This window comes from Proteiniclasticum aestuarii (genome assembly GCF_017368455.1).
GTDB classification, from domain to species: domain Bacteria; phylum Bacillota; class Clostridia; order Clostridiales; family Clostridiaceae; genus Proteiniclasticum; species Proteiniclasticum aestuarii.
In genome coordinates this window covers 91724-107805 of the sequence record NZ_JAFNJU010000007.1, presented here as the reverse complement: position 1 = coordinate 107805, position 16082 = coordinate 91724, and the positions used below count along the sequence as shown (strand labels likewise).

Below are 16082 nucleotides of genomic sequence, written 5' to 3'. Positions count from 1 at the left end.
TGAAAAGTGGACTAATTAATAAAAATAAAACTTATGGAGGAACATCATGAAAATAGGAATTATAGTAGGTAGCGTTAGAGAAGGCAGAAATGGATCGGCCGTAGGAAAGTGGATGTATGACTTTGCCATCAGCAGAAAAGAGGAAGACGTGGAGTATGAACTGGTGGATCTGAAAGACTATAACCTTCCCTTCCTAGGAGGACCCGCTACAGAAGAGCAGATGGCCGCCGTCGGCGCATGGCTTGGAAAGATCGCTTCCTTCGACGGATACGTATTTGTCGCTCCTGAATACAACCGCTCAGTAGGTGGTGCATTCAAGAATGCGCTGGATTATCTGGATGGAGAAATCAGAAACAAGGCTGTAGGATATGTGGGATACGGCGGACTGGGCGGTTCCTTTGCCATTCAGTCACTGAGGGGCATCAACGCGGAGCGTTCTCTGGCTTCCGTAAGAACCATGGTCTCCTTCTCCCTCATGACAGACTTTGAAGACTTCTCCGTATTCAAGCCAGCTCCTTATCACGAAGTGAACGCCAATGCCATGCTGGATGAAGTCATTCTATGGTCCAAGGCATTCAAAACCATCAGGAAGGTGAGCTGATTGAAGCAAATACCCTACACCACCGGCAAGGCCGCACTGTCGAATAAAACCCGTCTGGGGCTGGTCCATCTCAAAGTGAAGCATCTGAAAGAGCAGGTTGCGTTCTATCGCGAAGTGCTGAAGATGACGGTTCATGAAGAAAGTGAAGACCATGCCGTGCTGGGGGATACCCGAAAGCCTCTGCTCCATCTTAAGCGGGTAGAGAACCTGAAAAGATATCAGAACACGACCGGAATGTATCACTTCGCTCTACTGTATCCAAGTGAAAAAGAGCTGGCCAAAGCCATCGCCTGGCTCTTTTCCTTGGACTATCCCAACGCTCCCACAGACCATGGCATGTCGAAGACCACCTATCTGAAGGACCTGGAAGGCAATGACATTGAGCTTTATGTGCGAACCGGAGAAAGAGGAAACTATGTGACCGTCGACGGAGATCTGAAGTTTCTCTATACCGATGGCACCCTGACAGACGGAAGAGACCCTCTAGATCTTGAAGAGCTCTACAAAACCCTGCCGGAGAATGAAGCACTGGAGACCCCGCTGGCAGACATGGAGATGGGCCACATCCACCTGTACGGAACAGACCTATCCGACATGCTGGCCTTCTACAGAGATGTCATCGGCTTCGCCGAGGGGCTTATGATGAAGAATTTCTTCATGGGTGATGTGGGTCTTGAAGAAGAGCAGTATCATGTGGTCGCATTCAACTCCTGGAGGCAGACAGATCTTTCTGCTCCGGAAGATGCGGCAGGTCTGGACTACTACACTCTGGTCCTTTCCGGCAGAGAGGAATATCTTTCCCTGAAGAGGAGACTGGAAAACGCCCAGGTGGATACCTTCATGGAAGAGGGCGGAGAGTATCTCTATGACCCTTCTCACATCAAGATCCGACTGGAAGTGGATACCGAGGGATAAGAGAATCGGAGCTCCCTCTCTCAGGCTTTTAGTTGAAAAGTTGACAGATCGGCTATATAATAACATCATGATAATGCAGCAAGCTTTGAATGCCGGATGGCTTCAAAGCTTGTCTGCGCAGAAATACGGATCCTGCTGATCCGTATCCCCAGGCAGCATCTGAAAAGGAGGATGGAACCATGGATTTTAAAATCATGGATGCACTTTACACAAAGCTTCTGAAAATCAATCATCTTATGGGCGAAAGACTTGCAGACATCGCCAGAGAAGAAGACCTGAACCCTTCTGAACTCATGATCGTGTTGGATGTGAAGAACAATCCCCATACCGATCTTCAGAGCGTCTGTGACAGACTCGGCATGAAGAAAAGCATGGCATCCAAAGCCATCCGGAAACTCATCGAGTTTGGCTATATCGAAAGCCATATCTGTGAGACCGACCAGAGAAAGGTTTCCCTTACAGGCATTGAGAGCAGCTGCCATGAACTCTGCAAAGAAAGCACGCTCCTTAGTACCTTCAGAGACCTCGACAATCCCCAGTATGATGTGGCTGTGATTCTGAAATCACTGGATGACCTCCTGGAAGTTCTTTCTCCTGAAAGCAATGAGAAAAAACGGAGCAGTAGCGGCACCTGATCTAAGATCTGCGCCTCTTTGCATTCCATAAAACCAGAAAAGCGTTCGCATGGAACGCTTTTCTTTCGGCTTCAAGTATTCGAGGCCAGATCATCCCACCAGACAACAGCACTGTCGGAATGAAAGACGAAGTTCTCCCCCATCCGTCCATCATCCTTTCAGTGAAACAGAGGGACCCTCCTATCGGTATAGGAGGGTCCCTCTTCAATTATGTGCCTATTCATCACTTATGGTCGGAATCTATGGTTCATCAATCTCTTCTCCATGTTTCAGAACCATTTCGCTGAGCTTCCTATCAAGTAGGTTCAGCGGATGGAGAAACACATCCACAAGCAGCTGCCCATCCAGCTGCTTCTCCTGACGAATCATTTCTCCATGGAGCTTCCTGTAATACTGATTGGACGGTGCGAAGTGATGGCTATAGACCACCATCTTGTCTCTACCCAAGTCCAGATACTCTCGTATGAGGGCTTTAAGAAGGCTTAGCGAGATTCCCTTCCCCCGATATTCTTCCTCGACCCAGAGACCGTTCAGTTCCATGGCATTTTCCGCATCCTCCAGTTCAGCAAATGAACCGAAGGCTGCTCCAAGAAGCTTCCCATTTTGAAATGCTCCGAGAAGGATTCTGCGATCCTCATATTCCTTTTCACTTTCCGCCCATTCAGCAAAAAAACTGAGCTCTTGCGCAAAGCTTAATTCATGGTCCATAATTCCAGCCAGCTCTTCCTGCCAGCATCGGACTTTAAGGTCTATGGCTGAGGAAAGCTCCTCGGATGTAATGGGCCTTACTTCCATCATCTTCATTCACCTGCAGCCTTGAAATTCTAGAGTATGGTATTGATGACTTCCAGCATCTCGTCTGCTGTCGTCACGCTCTTGGCATTGACCTGGTAGGCTCTCTGCGTGAGAATCATATCCGTCATGCTGCCCACAAGATCCACATTGGACTTTTCAAGGGCCTTCTGCCGCACGGAAGCATAGGCACCTTCCGGATTATCCAGTGAGTTCAGAAGCGGGGTCTCATTACCTGGAATATATTTCCCTTCTCCCAGAGAAATCAGCTGATCACTGGAACCAGGTGTGTAAAGGATGATTCTTCCCAGTGTAAGTGTCTCACCATTTTGACTTCTTCCACTGATCAGCCCGTTTTCACTGACGCTGATGCTGCTTTCTTCTCCCCACTGACTCTGCGGAAGATAGGTTTCCATGCTAAGAAGATTCCCTTCCTCATCTGTAATGGAAGAATCTCCGTTCTTCTGGAAAGCACCATTTCTCGTGAGCATCAGGTTTCCCTCAGGATCCACCACTCCAAAGTAGCCCCTCCCTTCTAGTGCCAGATGGAAAGGACTTTCAGACCCCACAACGGTTCCCTGGGTATGATTCGTCTTGGCATAGATTGCTCTTGATCCGATGCTTATGGATGCATTCTGTGCATTCTCAGACAGCTGCACCTGATTCTCTCCCATCTGGTTTCGGAGAAGTTCACTGAAGTTCACTTCTTTCTTCTTGTATCCATTGGTATCCGCATTGGCGATCTGATCCGCCACATTATCCATGACCTTCTGGGCTGTTCTCATGCCGCTGGTTCCGATTTTAAGACCATTAAACATCTATCTGTTCCCCCTAGTTTCTTCCGATTTCATTGACGGTTTTCTGAAGCGTATCATTGAGCACCGAAAGAACCCTCTGGTTGGACTGGAATTCTCTGGATACTTCCATCATCTTCACCATCTCATCCATGATATTCACATTGGCGCTTTCAAGATACCCCTGGCTGACTTCCGCATCGCTCTCCATGGGATTTGCGCCACCAGTCATGTAGATGCTTTCTCCCCGCATCTCAAAGGCAGCCGTATCCTCAAAATCCGATACAAGAAGCCTCACATCCGTGCCGTTTATGTATCCTCTCTGACTTACTGTGAGCTCATCTCCGGTCACATAGATTTCCGTCGGATTTCCCTGCCCGTTCAGGCCCATGACAGGGTAGCCTTCCTGAGTCACCAGTCTCTGGTCCTCACTGATTCTGAAATTACCGTTTCTTGTGAATCCCGTTTCTCCGTTCTCAAGCGCCAAGGTGAAGAAACCTCGTCCATTAAGGGCAAGATCTGTTGCACTGCCTGTTTCCTTCAGAGAACCCTGCGAGAAGCTTGTCACGGCTCCATCCACTTCCGTACCCATATTGAGACTGCCAAGATGCACTCTCTGGTTGTTGTCTCTTCCTCCAGCATGATTGTAGAGTTCATGTTCCTCCATGGTTCTCTGGATCAGGTCCTGCATCTTGTATCCTGGTGTATTCACATTGGCCGCATTAGCGGAGTTGTTCTCCTGTCTCTTCTGCAGTACATTCATCTGTCTCGTCACATTGTATAGACTTCTGATAATCATTTACTCATTCTCCTCTTCCAGGTTCACACGTACTTCTTGCGGATAGACCATACCAAGGTCCCTTGCTTTCTCTTCAATGCCTCTGTCCATGGTCAGAACACTGGACAGATTCATAAGAATCGCTCCGATTAAGAGTCCAGCCCCTAGGGCCACATAGACTTCTGATTTTACTTTCTGTAGTGTTTCGATAAGTTTTTTAATAGTAAAACCTCCCCTTTCTTCATACGGGTGACATTGGCGATCTGCTGAACACTAAGGCCTTCCTCTTCATAGTCAAGAATCTTTCTGATGTTCTCTGGCATGGGTTTCTTCTTCGCCAACTCAGCTTCCTCTTCCACCGGTTCTTCAATGGACTCTACAAGGACCATTTTCTCTTCTATCCCTGTGAAATCCGAATAATCCGCTTCTGTGGAGGGCTTTTCCATGACTGCATTTCCTGTGTCCATCTTCTCCAGAAGCTCTTTCTTTTCCATCTGCCATTTCAGAAGATGGTCGAAGAGACTTTTCTCCATCTCCGCCATGCGGTCCGTGAGATCTCTTATCTTTTCCTGGTCTTTTTCGACTGATTCCTCTCTAGATGCTGGTTCATCTATTGCATCCTGCAGTTTTAAAAACAGCTGCATGGATTGGTTTCTTTCTCTTCTGATGCCCATGAATCCGTATAGAATAAGTGCTGTACCTGTAAATAGTAAAAAATAAAACATGATGATTCCTTCCTGCATGGCTAGGCCATGAGTTCTCTTAATTTCAGAATGATCTTTCCATGGATCTGGGATACTCTGGGAATGGAGATTTCCAAAGTATAAGCGATTTCCTTCAATGTCAGCTCCTGCACATAGTAAAGATCCAGTATGATCTGTTCCCTTTCACTGAGCTTTTTCACTGCTTCTCGAAGAAGATGTCTTCTCTCCTTCAAAAGATACTCCTCTTCCGGTGTTTCCGTGTTCTGATCCCGGATGAGATCCGAAAGTTCCACCGATTTCCCTTCCCGGTGAAAAAGCGTCGTCTCAAAAGACACCTTGGAGAGATAATGCACCGTCTCATGAAGCTTTGAGAGCTCTTTTTCGCTGATGCCCAGCTCCTCGCAGATCTGATGCTCATCAGGACTTCTCTTCAGCTCCTGCTCCAGTCTCTCCTTGGCGCCATAGTAATCATTGAGCTTTGCGATCCGATCGCGTGATACGCGCCCGGTCCTTCTCATCTCATCTATGATGTTTCCTTTGATCCTCAGTGTCGCATAGGCCTCGAAAGGCACCGCTTTACGGGGATCAAACTTCTTCAGTGCATCGATGAGACCAATGACACCAATGGAGAACAGATCGTCCTTATCCAGGTCTCCCTCTCCAGGGTCAATTCTCCCCACGATTCTCTTCACCAGTGGGATGTATTTTATTATCAGGTCATTATAATCCGGCTTGGCATCTGGATAACCCATGGGTCACCTCCCGTACTATTTCCTGCCCATTTTTCTCATGATCTGAAAAACATGGTTCACAATCATTTCCTGGGTCTTTTCTAGAATATCGTCAAATCTGATTCCGTAGAAATAGCGGATTCCTGAAGGATTCACGATCATCTGCTTATGCATCACAGTCCCTCTTAGTATGTATTCCTCATTTCGGATCGGAAACTTCAGAATGATTTTCTGCCCTTCACTGATGTCTTCCTCGCAGAAGAGCTTCAGCCCTCCTGCACTGATATCCAGCATCATGCCGTCTTTCATGTGCTGCTCCAGCTCATCGTTCACTCTGGAAAGATCCCTCGTAAATGCTACGGATTCTATAAGATACCGGTCTGCTGTATAAGTCAGCGGATCTGTACAATCCACTCTCACGTAATTTCTTCTCTGGACGCTTTTCCAGCCAGAAATCTTGGAAATGGTGTAAGTGGGTGCTTCTGCACTGACTCTGCTCCCGATGATCCCATGAAAGCGGACCCCTTTATTTTTCTTGAATACTACACCCGTGACCTTTTCTCCAGGATGAAAGAGCTTGAACCTTTTGTCATCCGCAGGGATGGAAAAACTGATGGTATCCTCGGTTCTGTCCGTGATCATTCCCTCCAGAGCGCTTCCGTCATCGCATGTGATATGTACTTTTTCTCTGATATCAATCCATTCCATCTTTATACCCCTATTACGTTCCAAATATTTTCATGAAGCGATTTCCAAGCTGCTTGATCGTTGAAATATTGCTTATGAATACAGTTTCATCCAATATTATACCAGTTATATCATGTATATTACCACTGGATAATGCATTAGGGTACGAAAGTATCACAGGTTCCTGCTTCATGATTGCTTTCTCTACTCGAGCGTCATCGAATATATATCCACAGTTTTCCAGCTCCAGAGAAAGAAAAGCCTTGCAGGTGGACTCCAGCTTTTCAAAAGCCTCCAGGGCATGTTCTTTGGAGGAGACCTTGTTCACGATGAGCTTCACCGTGGACTTCAGCTTATAATGACTGATGGTCTTCAGCACCCGATAGGCATCCGTAATGGCTGTTGGTTCCGGTGTTGTGACCAGTATCACCTCATGAGCGAAGGTGATGAAACTTAGAGTTTCTCTGCTGATGCCTGCTCCGTTGTCAATGACCATCACCTCAAACCCGCCCAGCTTAATGAGATCGCCAATGAGGGTCTTCTGAGCCGTCTCATCTAGCAGGTTCATTTCAAGAAGCCCTGCACCTCCGGAAATCACCTTGATCCCTTTTGGTCCGTCATAGATGATTTCAGAAAGCTCAACTCGTCCTTCCAGATAGTCGAAGAGGTCATGCTCGTAATGAATGCCCATGATGATGTCCGCGTTGGTCATCCCGATATCCGCATCCATGAGAAGCACTTTCCTTCCTTTCTCTGCCATGGCGATGGAGAGATTCACAGAGACATTGGTCTTCCCCACGCCTCCTTTTCCACTGACCACCGCATAGATCTTCACCAGCCCCTCTGCCTTGGGCTCCTCCTTTTCTTCCGTAGGTTCTCTCAGCACTTCCAGAGTGACCACATTCTCCTTCGCTTCAACCTGTTCCACGCTTCCCTTCTGCTTCTCTTGCTGTTCTTTCAGAATATCCTTCATCTTTTCAACTGCAACAGGAGCAGGGAGCACTTCTTCCGCTTTATTTCTTTTATAAAGCTTTGATGCCATCATTCTCTTTCTTAAAGATTCCGCCTGATCATTCATACTGAAGCTCCCTCCACAGATAGGATAGGACATTCTCCAGAGATGCTTCCATGATGTCCTCCGGTACCACCTGACCATGACAGAAATACTGAACAGGCAGCACATTATTCTCCATCATGTTCCAGAAATTGTTGTAGTTCTCCACTTCATCGAATTTAGTGAGAATGATGGAATTGTAGGAGAGCTCCTTGTACTTCTTCATAATTCGGTTGTTGGTATCCACCTGGGAAGACATGCTGATGGCGAGATAAGTGTGCCTGTCTTCAGGCAGTTCATCCAGATAGGAACGGATCTCGTCAATGCGGTCCTCATCCTTGGGACTGGCACCAATGGTATCCACCAGAATGATGTCGCAGTCCTTTAGCAGGTTCAGTTTCTTCCTGATGTCCTTAGGCTGGTTTACAGTGACGCATTTGATCCCGAGAATCTTCGCATACTTTCTCAGCTGCTCCACAGCGGCGATTCTGTAAGTATCAATGGTGAGAAGCCCTACTTTCTGATCCTTCTCCAGAAGCTCTCTGGAGGCGATCTTGGCGATGGTGGTGGTCTTACCTACGCCCGTAGGTCCCACCAGCACATTGATCCGCCCGAAGGGCAACTCCTTGTCGTAGGCATGATCCACATAGGTCTTGGTGATGAATGTTCTGATGCTCTTAAGGGTGATTTCCTCCCCGTCCAGCGCCTCATTTCTCACATGGTTCTCCCAGCGCTCCAGAACCTTCTCGTCCTTGCCGAAGATCCGCAACAGCCTGGCTGTCTCCTTTTCCTTCAGTGCCTTCTCCTCTACCTTCTTCTTTTCTCTATCCTGAAGAATCTGAGTGAACTTTTCCTTCTCTCTCGTGTTCTTTTCATGGACATTCTCTTCCAGTGCCACAGTGACCTCCAGCATTCTCTTACGGAACACTCTATACCATTTCCCTGGTCTTACCATTTTCTGACTGATGATGATGGCCTCACTGCCCAGCTCGTATTTTGCTCGAACCATGGCTTCCTTCATGTCGTTTACCACATATTTTTTTATGATCATCTGAATTCCACCATCCCTACTACTTCTATGGGTATATCATTGGGTACTTCATTGAGTGACAGCACCGTGAAATCCGGAAATGTCATGGCAATGAGATTCTTCAGTGCTGTTCTGATCTTCGGTGATGCGAGAATCACCGTCTGGTATCCCTTCATCATCGCTTCATCATAGGTGCTTCGGATGCTTCCGAAGATCCTGGTGATCATCTCCGGTTCCAGCACCGGTATGGATCCGTTCATGGACTTGTGGATATTGGATCCGATGAGATCCTCCAGCTGAGGATCGATGGTCACAACTTTCAGCTCCCCCTCCTGGTCCAGATGGTCTTTCACGATGGTTCTCTGCAGAGCATGACGTACATGTTCTGTCAGAATCTCCGTATCCTTGATGGAGACACCGTGGTCCGCCAGAGTTTCAAGAATGGTCACAAGATCGATGATGGGCACATTCTCCCGGAGAAGATTCTGCAGCACCTTCTGCACTTCACCAAGGCTCAGAATGCCAGGGATGAGCTCTTCCACAATAACACCGTATTTCTCTCTGATTTCATCCACTAGAAGCTTGGTTTCCTGTCTGCCCAGAAGCTCATAGGAATGCTTTCTCACCAGCTCTTTCAGGTGGGTCACAAGAACCGTCGCTGGTTCTACAATGGTATAGCCAGAAAGGTCTGCCCTTTCCTTGTCCTTTTCATCGATCCAGAGGGCCGCAAGACCGAAGGCAGGCTCCACTGTTTCGATACCTGTGAGGTCGAAGTCCTGAGTACCCGGGTCGATGACCAGATATTTATTCACATAGATTTCGCCTTTCGCGATCTGATTCCCCTTGATCTTGATTACATACTCATGAGGGTCCAGCTGCAGGTTGTCCCGTATGCGGATGGGACTGATGAGAATCCCCATTTCCCTGGCGCACTGTTTCCGGATGGAGGTAATGTGCTCCACAAGATTCGTATCGGAGCCCTCATCCACCAGAGGAATCAGTCCATACCCGATTTCAAGAGAGATGGGTTCCACCTGATAAGATGTAACGGATTCTTCCGTTTCCTTAAAGCTGGATGCTTTCTTCTTCTCCTCCATCTTCACTTTCCTCTTCGCCTCATCCTTGTCGTTCTCATAGATGAGGTAAGCGGAAACGCCCAGAAGGGCAGCCATGCCTGCAAAAGGCATCGTAGGAAAGGCAGGTACGAGTCCGATGGCAAGAATCACCACAGCACCGATGCCCATGACTTTCCATCCGGAGAAGAGTTCATCTCTGAAGGTGGAACCGAAGCTTTTGTCATTGCCGGAACGGGTGACGATCATACCGGAAGCCACGGAGATGAGAAGGGAAGGAATCTGACTCACCAGGCCGTCACCGATGGTGAGCCTGCCGAAATGACCGATGGATTCCATGATGGTCATGCCCCCCTGAAGGGAAAAGATGATGATTCCGCCCAGAAGATTGATTATGGTGATGATGATGCCCGCGATGGCATCCCCTTTGACGAACTTGGAGGCACCATCCATGGAGCCGTAGAAATCCGCTTCTCTCTGAAGATCCTGTCTTCTCTTTTTTGCTGTTTCCTCGTTGATGAGGCCGGAATTGAGATCCGCATCGATGGCCATCTGTTTTCCGGGCATGGCATCCAGAGTGAATCTTGCACCCACTTCGGATACTCGTCCTGCACCGTTGGTCACCACAACCATCTGTACGATGGTGATGATGATGAAGATCACCGCACCCACCACATAGTTGTTGCCTGTGACGAAGGTGGCGAAGGCATTGATGACTTCTCCTGCCTTGCCTTCAGAAAGGATCAGCCTCGTGGAGGAGATGTTCAGACCCAGACGGAACATGGTCATGACCAGCAGCATGCTGGGAAAGATGGAGAACTCGAGGACAGTCTTGGTGAACAGGGTCAGGACCAGAATCATGATGGAGATGGTCAGATTCACCGTCAGAAGAAGGTCCAGAAGAAATGCCGGCATGGGCAGAATGATGATGGCAATGATGCCCACCACCGCAAAAGCCACCAGGATCTCCGTATATTTACTAAGACTACTCAGGGATGCGCGTACGCTCTGCATGCTTTTTTCTCCTATCTAGTACAGTTTCTTTTTTCTATTCATGGTAAATACCAGGGCAAGGATTTCCGCAATGGCCTGATACATTTCCAGCGGTACCGAGCTACCAGGTTCCACCTTGTAGTACATGCCTCTTGCCAATGGCTTGTTCTCGATGATGGGAATATCCATCTCTTTTGCTTTTTCTCTGATCTTCATGGCCATATAGTCCAGACCCTTGGCCATGACTACTGGTGCTTCATCCACTCCTTGTTCATAGCGGATGGCGATAGCGATATGGGTCGGATTCGTGATGATCACTGTGGAGGCTTCCACCCCCTGCATGGTACGTGCCATCGACATTTCACGTTGCCTTTGCTGTCGCTTGGATTTTATTTTGGGATCTCCTTCCATCTGCTTGTACTCATCTTTGATTTCCTGTTTGGTCATCATGAGATTCTTCTTGTATTCCTTCTTCTGGAAAATGAAATCCAATATCCCCAGGATGATCATGAGAGAAGCGATGCTGATGCTTAAGGTGCGCACCGTATCCATAAAGAACGTGAAGATCTTCTCCACCCCTACCCCACCCAGATTCATGATGGGCACCATAACCTTCTGAAGACCTGTATAGGTGAGATACCCCACGATGAGGAGTTTCATGAGACTTTTAAAGAGATTGAAAAGCGCCTTCTTAGAGAAGATATTCTTCATTCCTTCAATGGGATTGAGTCTCTTGAAATCCGGCTTCAGGGGCTGCACCGTGAAAAGGAACCCTACCTGAATCACATTGACCACCACCCCCACAAAGACCGCAATGAGTCCGAATGGAAAAAAGATCAGAAGAATCTTCATGACATATTCACTGAGAAGATTCCCTGCAAAGCTGGGTGAAAGCCCCTCACCCACATCATAGGTCAGTGAGAGATTCATAAACTGCACCGAATTTTCCAGAAGATAGTTGCCCAGAGACCCCAGAAGCAGTGCAAAGGCCAGAAAGGATACGGAAGAGACCAGATCCTGGCTCTTGCTGACCTGTCCTTTCTTTCTGCTGTCCCGGAGCCGTTTGGGGGTGGCTTCTTCGGTTTTCGAATGTTTATCCTGCTGCATATGCGCTCCCTTATCTGAACATCTCTACGGCCTTTGTAACATATTCGCTCATCATGAAAAGTGTCTTTCCTGCATGATTCATGATCGAAGAGGCAAGAAAGAGAAAGAGGACCATCCCCAGGAGGGACTTCAGCGGCATCCCCAGCATGAACACATTGATCTGAGGCACAGACCGATTGATGAGGCCCATGACGATATCCGTCACCAGAAGCACCACCAGCATGGGCGCCGCGATACTGAAGGCGATCTTGAAGGATAGGGAAAAGAGAAAGAGAATCCCTTCCAGACTGATGCCCGAAAATCCCACCTGCCCCGGCAGAGCCACCTGAAAGGAGTCCATGAGAGAAAGAAGCATTGTGTGGTGAAGATTCAGCATGAAGAACACCATGATACTCATCCAGTAGAAAAGTCTTCCATAATAGGAGGAAGTGGCTCCGCTGGCCGGATCATAGACCGCCCCCATGGAGTAGCCCACCTGAAAGTCGATGAACTGACCTGCCATCTCCACCGCGGAAAAAATGAGTTTTGCTGCAAAGCCCATGGTCAGCCCGATGATGACTTCTCTCACCACCGCCAGCATAAACAGAAGAAGTTCTTCATAGACCTGAATCTCAGAACTTCTGGTATAGACCAGAAAGCTCAGGATGAGGGAAAGAAAGACTTTCACTGTCCCTGGCACGCTCTTGTGGGAAAACCCCGGCACCACCACAATGAAGGATGTGATTCTGGCCATGATATAGAGAAAGGCCTGCACCTGAAGTGTAAACATAGCGCCTCCCTACAGCTTGTCGATGAGATCGAAGGACTGATTCATGAATGCAATCAGGGTATTCATCATGAAGGCGCCCAGAAGAATCAGCGAGAAAAGGACTGCAATCATCTTGGGGACAAAGGTCAGCGTCTGTTCCTGAACCTGCGTTGTGGCCTGAAGAATACTGATGATCAGTCCCACCACCATGGCAATGATAAGAATCGGCGTCGCAGCCTTGATGGTCGTCATAAAGGCACTTCGTAAAAGATCCAGTGCCATAATCTGATTCATTACTACATTCCTCCTTAACTGAATCCGCGCAGCAGTGATTCCACCACCAGATACCATCCGTCCACCAGAATGAACAGAAGAATCTTGAACGGCAGTGAGATCATGGCCGGTGGCAGCATGAACATACCCATGGACATGAGTATCGAAGAGACTACGATGTCCAGAACAAGAAACGGCAGAAACAGTATGAATCCGATGGAAAAGGCCATTCTAAGCTCACTGATGGTAAATGCCGGAATGATCACTGTCAGAGAAAGGTCCATGGGATCTTCGATGTTTTCAAGATTCCCCGCCCTCATGAACAGAGCCAGATCCTTTTCCCGGGTCTGCTCCAGCATGAACCGTTTGATGGGAACAGCGCCTGCATCCAGAGCTTCCTCCTGGGTCAGGGTCTCTTCCAGAAACGGGGTCACCGCCTGATCCATGACCTGGTTGTAGACCGGTGTCATGACAAAAAGGGTGATGAAAAGGGCCAGTCCCATGAGTACCTGATTGGGCGGTGTCTGCTGGGAACCCATGGCATTTCTGAGAAAGGATAAGACCACCACCACTCGCGTGAAGCAGGTGGTCAGGATCACAAATGCCGGAACCAGAGTCAGGACGGTCAGTAGAAGAAAGATCCTTACCGTATCCACTGTGGCCTGGGGGGAGTTGTCCGAATTACTGAAATTGATGCCGAAATCACCCAGATTCACGGCATGGACCGTTTCTGCCTTTCCAGCAAGAAGCATCCATCCCATGAAAAAGGCGATGAGTATCCATATACGTTTCTTATTCACTGTCTTTCCTCATTTTCCATAAATTCGCCAGGGGATTCTCCTCAAGCTTTCTCTGTTTTTCCTCTAATACTTCTTCAATCTCTTCCTTGTTGAGATCTTTTAAGATCTTCACTTCACCGGAAGTGACGCTGGCCAGGTGATAGTCCTCGCCGACCTTGATCACCGCCAGAAAGGACTGGTTTGTGAGCATGGTCTTCTCAATGATTCTTACATAGGTCGTGTTTCCATTTGTGACTTTCTTCCCGAAACGGAGCACCACATAGGCAAGTCCCAACACGAAAGCCAGGGCCAGAAAGGTCTGTATCAGAGAAAATATCAGTTTTAAATCCATCTGGTTCTCCTTACTGGATCAGAAAGTCTGTAAAAAAGATTTCCTTCACCATGTCTTCTCCCAGGGCCACGTTGATGCTGGTCCTGATTTTCACCTTGGCAGCCGCCAGGCCACCTTCTACAAGCAGATCATCGGGTTTATAATCCATGAGATCCTTGATGATGAGATCCCGAATCTGGCTGGTCTTGTTTTCCAGAACCTTCCCGTAATCCTCTTCCGTATAGAGCAGGGACATCTGGGTCTTCAGATAAGTGGATCCCTTTCCTTCCGTATCCAGATTCACCACAAAACTATCTAGCGGTATCACATACTCTTCATGCTTCTGAAACTTCGAGATCACATCTGAAAGAGTGATGTCAGTAGCGATGAATACCATGGATATGGCCCCTATGAGGATAATAAAACTCATGATGATGATAATGATGATGAGCTTATTTGGTTTCTTCTTTTCTTTCACGTCTTCTAACTGCTGTGCCAAAACTAATCCTCACCTTCCATAATTATTAAGAGATTAACTCTTCTGTTCAACGCCCGGTTCTGGGGCGTATCATTGTCTGCAATGGGTCTGAACTCCCCGTATCCGATGGCTGATAGCCTATTCTCAGGAATATCCTTCACCTCGCACAGATACCGGACCACTGCTGTTGCTCTGCCGGAAGACAGTTCCCAGTTGGTGGGGAATTTGAAGGACTGCTGAGGAATGTTGTCCGTATGGCCTTCAATGACGATTTCATTGTCGAACTGCAGAAACAGTCCTTCCAGATTGCCAAGAATCTCCTGTCCACCTTCTTTGATATCTGCTTCTCCTGGTTCAAAGAGTATGGCTTCCTTGATATTCACAAAGACACCGTTCCGGTTGAGGCTCACGGAAACATCGGCTTCCAGACCTTCCTCCTCCACATAGTCCTTCACCTGATTGTACATCTCCAGTGTGCTTTCCTTGATTTTCGGATCCTCCGGGTCTTCCTGCTGCTCATACTGCGGATTATCCAGAGGAATGTCATCATTGGGACCATCCTCCTCGATGATGCTGGAGCTGGTCTCTCCGGAGAGAACCGACTGCAGGGACTCGCTGATTGACTTGAACTTGATGGCATCGATGCTGGAGATGGAATAGAGGAGAATGAAGAAGGTGAGCAGAAGCGTCATCATATCCGAAAAGGTGGCCATCCATGCCGGTGCACCGGTGGCTGGTGTTTCTGTCGTCTTTCTCTTCTTTCGTTCTCTACTCATAAGATAAGGCCTCTTGCGTGGATACCTTCTCTTCCTTCATCATGGTCTGCTCTTCCGGTGAGAGATAGGTCACAAGTTTCTCTTCCAGGATTCTGGGATTGGTTCCCGCCTGGATTTCGATGATGCCTTCGATGGCCATTTCCTTGGAAAGCATTTCCTCATTGGTCTGTACACTTAAATTACTGGCTATGGGAATGAACACCAGATTCGCCAGAAGCGAACCGTAGAATGTGGTGATGAGGGCTACGGCCATACCAGAACCGATGGCTGCCGCATCCTGCAGATTGGCCAGCATAACGATAAGCCCGATGAGCGTTCCAAGCATACCGAAGGCAGGAGCGAGTTCTCCCCATTTGCTGAATATATTCTGTCCCATGCGATGTCTTCTTTCTGTGGTTTCCATTTTAAGGGTCAGGATTTCTCTGATAATGTCAGGCTCGATGCCATCCACCACCATCTGCAATCCTGTGATCATGAATTCATCTTCCATATTGGCCAGATCATCCTCCAGTGCCAGCAGGCCATCTCTTCTCGCTTTTCTTGCAAGCTCCGAGAAGGTGGTGATGAGCCTTACCCTGTCCTGTTCCGGCTTTTCGATGAGTAGCTTTAGAATCTTTGGCACCTTCATCAGATCCTTAGAAGGGAAACTGATGAGAAGGGCTGCAAAGGATCCCCCAGCTGTCACGGCTAGGGATGAGAAACTGATGAAACTACGAATGTCTCCACTGGTCATGATGGAAATCACGAGAATGGCAAATCCGGAAACCAGTCCTATGATTGCTGTATAACTTTTTTTCATTTAC

At 48.0% G+C, this 16082-nt stretch carries 20 protein-coding genes; 3 read left to right on the top strand and 17 right to left on the bottom strand.

The features are described 5' to 3' along the window. Nucleotides 1-46 precede the first annotated feature (46 nt). The 3 genes from J3A84_RS10140 (at nucleotide 47) to J3A84_RS10130 (ending at nucleotide 2151) form a co-directional block, all read left to right on the top strand. Nucleotides 47-601, top strand: a complete 555-nt coding sequence (locus tag J3A84_RS10140) for an NADPH-dependent FMN reductase (protein ID WP_242694145.1) — start codon at nucleotides 47-49, stop codon at nucleotides 599-601. Next, the gene (locus J3A84_RS10135) at nucleotides 602-1516 is read left to right on the top strand and encodes a VOC family protein (RefSeq protein WP_207599911.1); all 915 of its coding nucleotides are present in this window, start codon (nucleotides 602-604) and stop codon (nucleotides 1514-1516) included. Between the two features lie 179 nt (nucleotides 1517-1695). Continuing rightward, nucleotides 1696-2151 carry a MarR family winged helix-turn-helix transcriptional regulator gene (locus tag J3A84_RS10130; RefSeq protein ID WP_207599910.1) on the top strand — a complete coding sequence of 152 codons (456 nt, stop codon included), beginning with the start codon at nucleotides 1696-1698 and terminating at the stop codon, nucleotides 2149-2151. A gap of 240 nt (nucleotides 2152-2391) precedes the next feature. Here J3A84_RS10130 and J3A84_RS10125 read toward each other — a convergent pair whose 3' ends face one another. The 17 genes from J3A84_RS10125 to J3A84_RS10045 form a co-directional block, all read right to left on the bottom strand. Next, nucleotides 2392-2949, bottom strand: coding sequence for a GNAT family N-acetyltransferase (locus J3A84_RS10125; protein WP_207599909.1), 558 nt, complete (start codon nucleotides 2947-2949; stop codon nucleotides 2392-2394). Nucleotides 2950-2975: 26 nt separating this feature from the next. Then, a complete protein-coding gene (locus J3A84_RS10120; RefSeq protein WP_207599908.1) occupies nucleotides 2976-3761 on the bottom strand; it encodes a flagellar hook-basal body protein in 786 nt (261 codons plus the stop codon). A gap of 13 nt (nucleotides 3762-3774) precedes the next feature. Then, nucleotides 3775-4536 carry a flagellar hook-basal body complex protein gene (locus tag J3A84_RS10115; RefSeq protein ID WP_207599907.1) on the bottom strand — a complete coding sequence of 254 codons (762 nt, stop codon included), beginning with the start codon at nucleotides 4534-4536 and terminating at the stop codon, nucleotides 3775-3777. 167 nt (nucleotides 4537-4703) lie between these two features. Further along, nucleotides 4704-5240, bottom strand: coding sequence for a hypothetical protein (locus tag J3A84_RS10110; protein WP_207599906.1), 537 nt, complete (start codon nucleotides 5238-5240; stop codon nucleotides 4704-4706). A gap of 20 nt (nucleotides 5241-5260) precedes the next feature. Further along, complete coding sequence (locus J3A84_RS10105; RefSeq protein WP_207599905.1) at nucleotides 5261-5971, bottom strand: sigma-70 family RNA polymerase sigma factor; 711 nt, start codon at nucleotides 5969-5971, stop codon at nucleotides 5261-5263. 15 nt (nucleotides 5972-5986) lie between these two features. Next, nucleotides 5987-6658, bottom strand: a complete 672-nt coding sequence (locus J3A84_RS10100) for a flagellar brake protein (RefSeq protein ID WP_207599904.1) — start codon at nucleotides 6656-6658, stop codon at nucleotides 5987-5989. 13 nt (nucleotides 6659-6671) lie between these two features. After that, a complete protein-coding gene (locus tag J3A84_RS10095) occupies nucleotides 6672-7715 on the bottom strand; it encodes a MinD/ParA family protein (protein WP_207599903.1) in 1044 nt (347 codons plus the stop codon). Continuing rightward, nucleotides 7708-8742 carry a flagellar biosynthesis protein FlhF gene (locus J3A84_RS10090; protein ID WP_207599902.1) on the bottom strand — a complete coding sequence of 345 codons (1035 nt, stop codon included), beginning with the start codon at nucleotides 8740-8742 and terminating at the stop codon, nucleotides 7708-7710. The genes J3A84_RS10095 and J3A84_RS10090 overlap by 8 nt, the downstream gene beginning before the upstream one ends. Next, nucleotides 8739-10808, bottom strand: a complete 2070-nt coding sequence (flhA, locus tag J3A84_RS10085) for a flagellar biosynthesis protein FlhA (protein ID WP_207599901.1) — start codon at nucleotides 10806-10808, stop codon at nucleotides 8739-8741. Before flhA ends, J3A84_RS10090 begins: the two co-directional genes overlap by 4 nt. A gap of 15 nt (nucleotides 10809-10823) precedes the next feature. After that, nucleotides 10824-11894 (bottom strand): flagellar biosynthesis protein FlhB, encoded by a 1071-nt coding sequence (gene flhB / locus J3A84_RS10080; protein WP_207599900.1) that lies wholly within the window; start codon nucleotides 11892-11894, stop codon nucleotides 10824-10826. 10 nt (nucleotides 11895-11904) lie between these two features. Beyond that, nucleotides 11905-12663 (bottom strand): flagellar biosynthetic protein FliR, encoded by a 759-nt coding sequence (gene fliR / locus J3A84_RS10075; RefSeq protein WP_207599899.1) that lies wholly within the window; start codon nucleotides 12661-12663, stop codon nucleotides 11905-11907. 9 nt (nucleotides 12664-12672) lie between these two features. Continuing rightward, nucleotides 12673-12936 carry a flagellar biosynthesis protein FliQ gene (gene fliQ, locus J3A84_RS10070; protein ID WP_207599898.1) on the bottom strand — a complete coding sequence of 88 codons (264 nt, stop codon included), beginning with the start codon at nucleotides 12934-12936 and terminating at the stop codon, nucleotides 12673-12675. A 14-nt stretch (nucleotides 12937-12950) separates the two neighbouring features. Further along, nucleotides 12951-13715 carry a flagellar type III secretion system pore protein FliP gene (gene fliP / locus J3A84_RS10065; protein ID WP_342590961.1) on the bottom strand — a complete coding sequence of 255 codons (765 nt, stop codon included), beginning with the start codon at nucleotides 13713-13715 and terminating at the stop codon, nucleotides 12951-12953. After that, nucleotides 13708-14046: a flagellar biosynthetic protein FliO gene (locus J3A84_RS10060; protein ID WP_207599897.1), complete on the bottom strand. Its 339-nt coding sequence runs from the start codon at nucleotides 14044-14046 to the stop codon at nucleotides 13708-13710. Before J3A84_RS10060 ends, fliP begins: the two co-directional genes overlap by 8 nt. Nucleotides 14047-14056: 10 nt before the next feature. After that, nucleotides 14057-14524: a flagellar basal body-associated FliL family protein gene (locus tag J3A84_RS10055; RefSeq protein ID WP_207599896.1), complete on the bottom strand. Its 468-nt coding sequence runs from the start codon at nucleotides 14522-14524 to the stop codon at nucleotides 14057-14059. A gap of 2 nt (nucleotides 14525-14526) precedes the next feature. Beyond that, nucleotides 14527-15279: a flagellar motor protein MotB gene (locus J3A84_RS10050; protein WP_207599895.1), complete on the bottom strand. Its 753-nt coding sequence runs from the start codon at nucleotides 15277-15279 to the stop codon at nucleotides 14527-14529. Continuing rightward, nucleotides 15272-16078: a motility protein A gene (locus tag J3A84_RS10045; RefSeq protein WP_207599894.1), complete on the bottom strand. Its 807-nt coding sequence runs from the start codon at nucleotides 16076-16078 to the stop codon at nucleotides 15272-15274. The genes J3A84_RS10050 and J3A84_RS10045 overlap by 8 nt, the downstream gene beginning before the upstream one ends. Between the last annotated feature and the right edge of the window lie 4 nt (nucleotides 16079-16082).

Excerpts from the sequence above, each read along its gene's own strand:
- J3A84_RS10140 (WP_242694145.1), top strand. The coding sequence starts at position 47 with ATGAAAATAGGAATTATAGTAGGTAGCGTTAGAGAAGGCAGAAATGGA.
- J3A84_RS10130 (WP_207599910.1), top strand. The coding sequence starts at position 1,696 with ATGGATTTTAAAATCATGGATGCACTTTACACAAAGCTTCTGAAAATC.
- J3A84_RS10125 (WP_207599909.1), bottom strand. The coding sequence starts at position 2,949 with ATGATGGAAGTAAGGCCCATTACATCCGAGGAGCTTTCCTCAGCCATA.
- J3A84_RS10120 (WP_207599908.1), bottom strand. The coding sequence starts at position 3,761 with ATGTTTAATGGTCTTAAAATCGGAACCAGCGGCATGAGAACAGCCCAG.
- J3A84_RS10115 (WP_207599907.1), bottom strand. The coding sequence starts at position 4,536 with ATGATTATCAGAAGTCTATACAATGTGACGAGACAGATGAATGTACTG.
- J3A84_RS10110 (WP_207599906.1), bottom strand. The coding sequence starts at position 5,240 with ATGTTTTATTTTTTACTATTTACAGGTACAGCACTTATTCTATACGGA.
- J3A84_RS10105 (WP_207599905.1), bottom strand. The coding sequence starts at position 5,971 with ATGGGTTATCCAGATGCCAAGCCGGATTATAATGACCTGATAATAAAA.
- J3A84_RS10100 (WP_207599904.1), bottom strand. The coding sequence starts at position 6,658 with ATGGAATGGATTGATATCAGAGAAAAAGTACATATCACATGCGATGAC.
- J3A84_RS10095 (WP_207599903.1), bottom strand. The coding sequence starts at position 7,715 with ATGAATGATCAGGCGGAATCTTTAAGAAAGAGAATGATGGCATCAAAG.
- J3A84_RS10090 (WP_207599902.1), bottom strand. The coding sequence starts at position 8,742 with ATGATCATAAAAAAATATGTGGTAAACGACATGAAGGAAGCCATGGTT.
- flhA (WP_207599901.1), bottom strand. The coding sequence starts at position 10,808 with ATGCAGAGCGTACGCGCATCCCTGAGTAGTCTTAGTAAATATACGGAG.
- flhB (WP_207599900.1), bottom strand. The coding sequence starts at position 11,894 with ATGCAGCAGGATAAACATTCGAAAACCGAAGAAGCCACCCCCAAACGG.
- fliR (WP_207599899.1), bottom strand. The coding sequence starts at position 12,663 with ATGTTTACACTTCAGGTGCAGGCCTTTCTCTATATCATGGCCAGAATC.
- fliQ (WP_207599898.1), bottom strand. The coding sequence starts at position 12,936 with ATGAATCAGATTATGGCACTGGATCTTTTACGAAGTGCCTTTATGACG.
- J3A84_RS10060 (WP_207599897.1), bottom strand. The coding sequence starts at position 14,046 with ATGGATTTAAAACTGATATTTTCTCTGATACAGACCTTTCTGGCCCTG.
- J3A84_RS10050 (WP_207599895.1), bottom strand. The coding sequence starts at position 15,279 with ATGAGTAGAGAACGAAAGAAGAGAAAGACGACAGAAACACCAGCCACC.
- J3A84_RS10045 (WP_207599894.1), bottom strand. The coding sequence starts at position 16,078 with ATGAAAAAAAGTTATACAGCAATCATAGGACTGGTTTCCGGATTTGCC.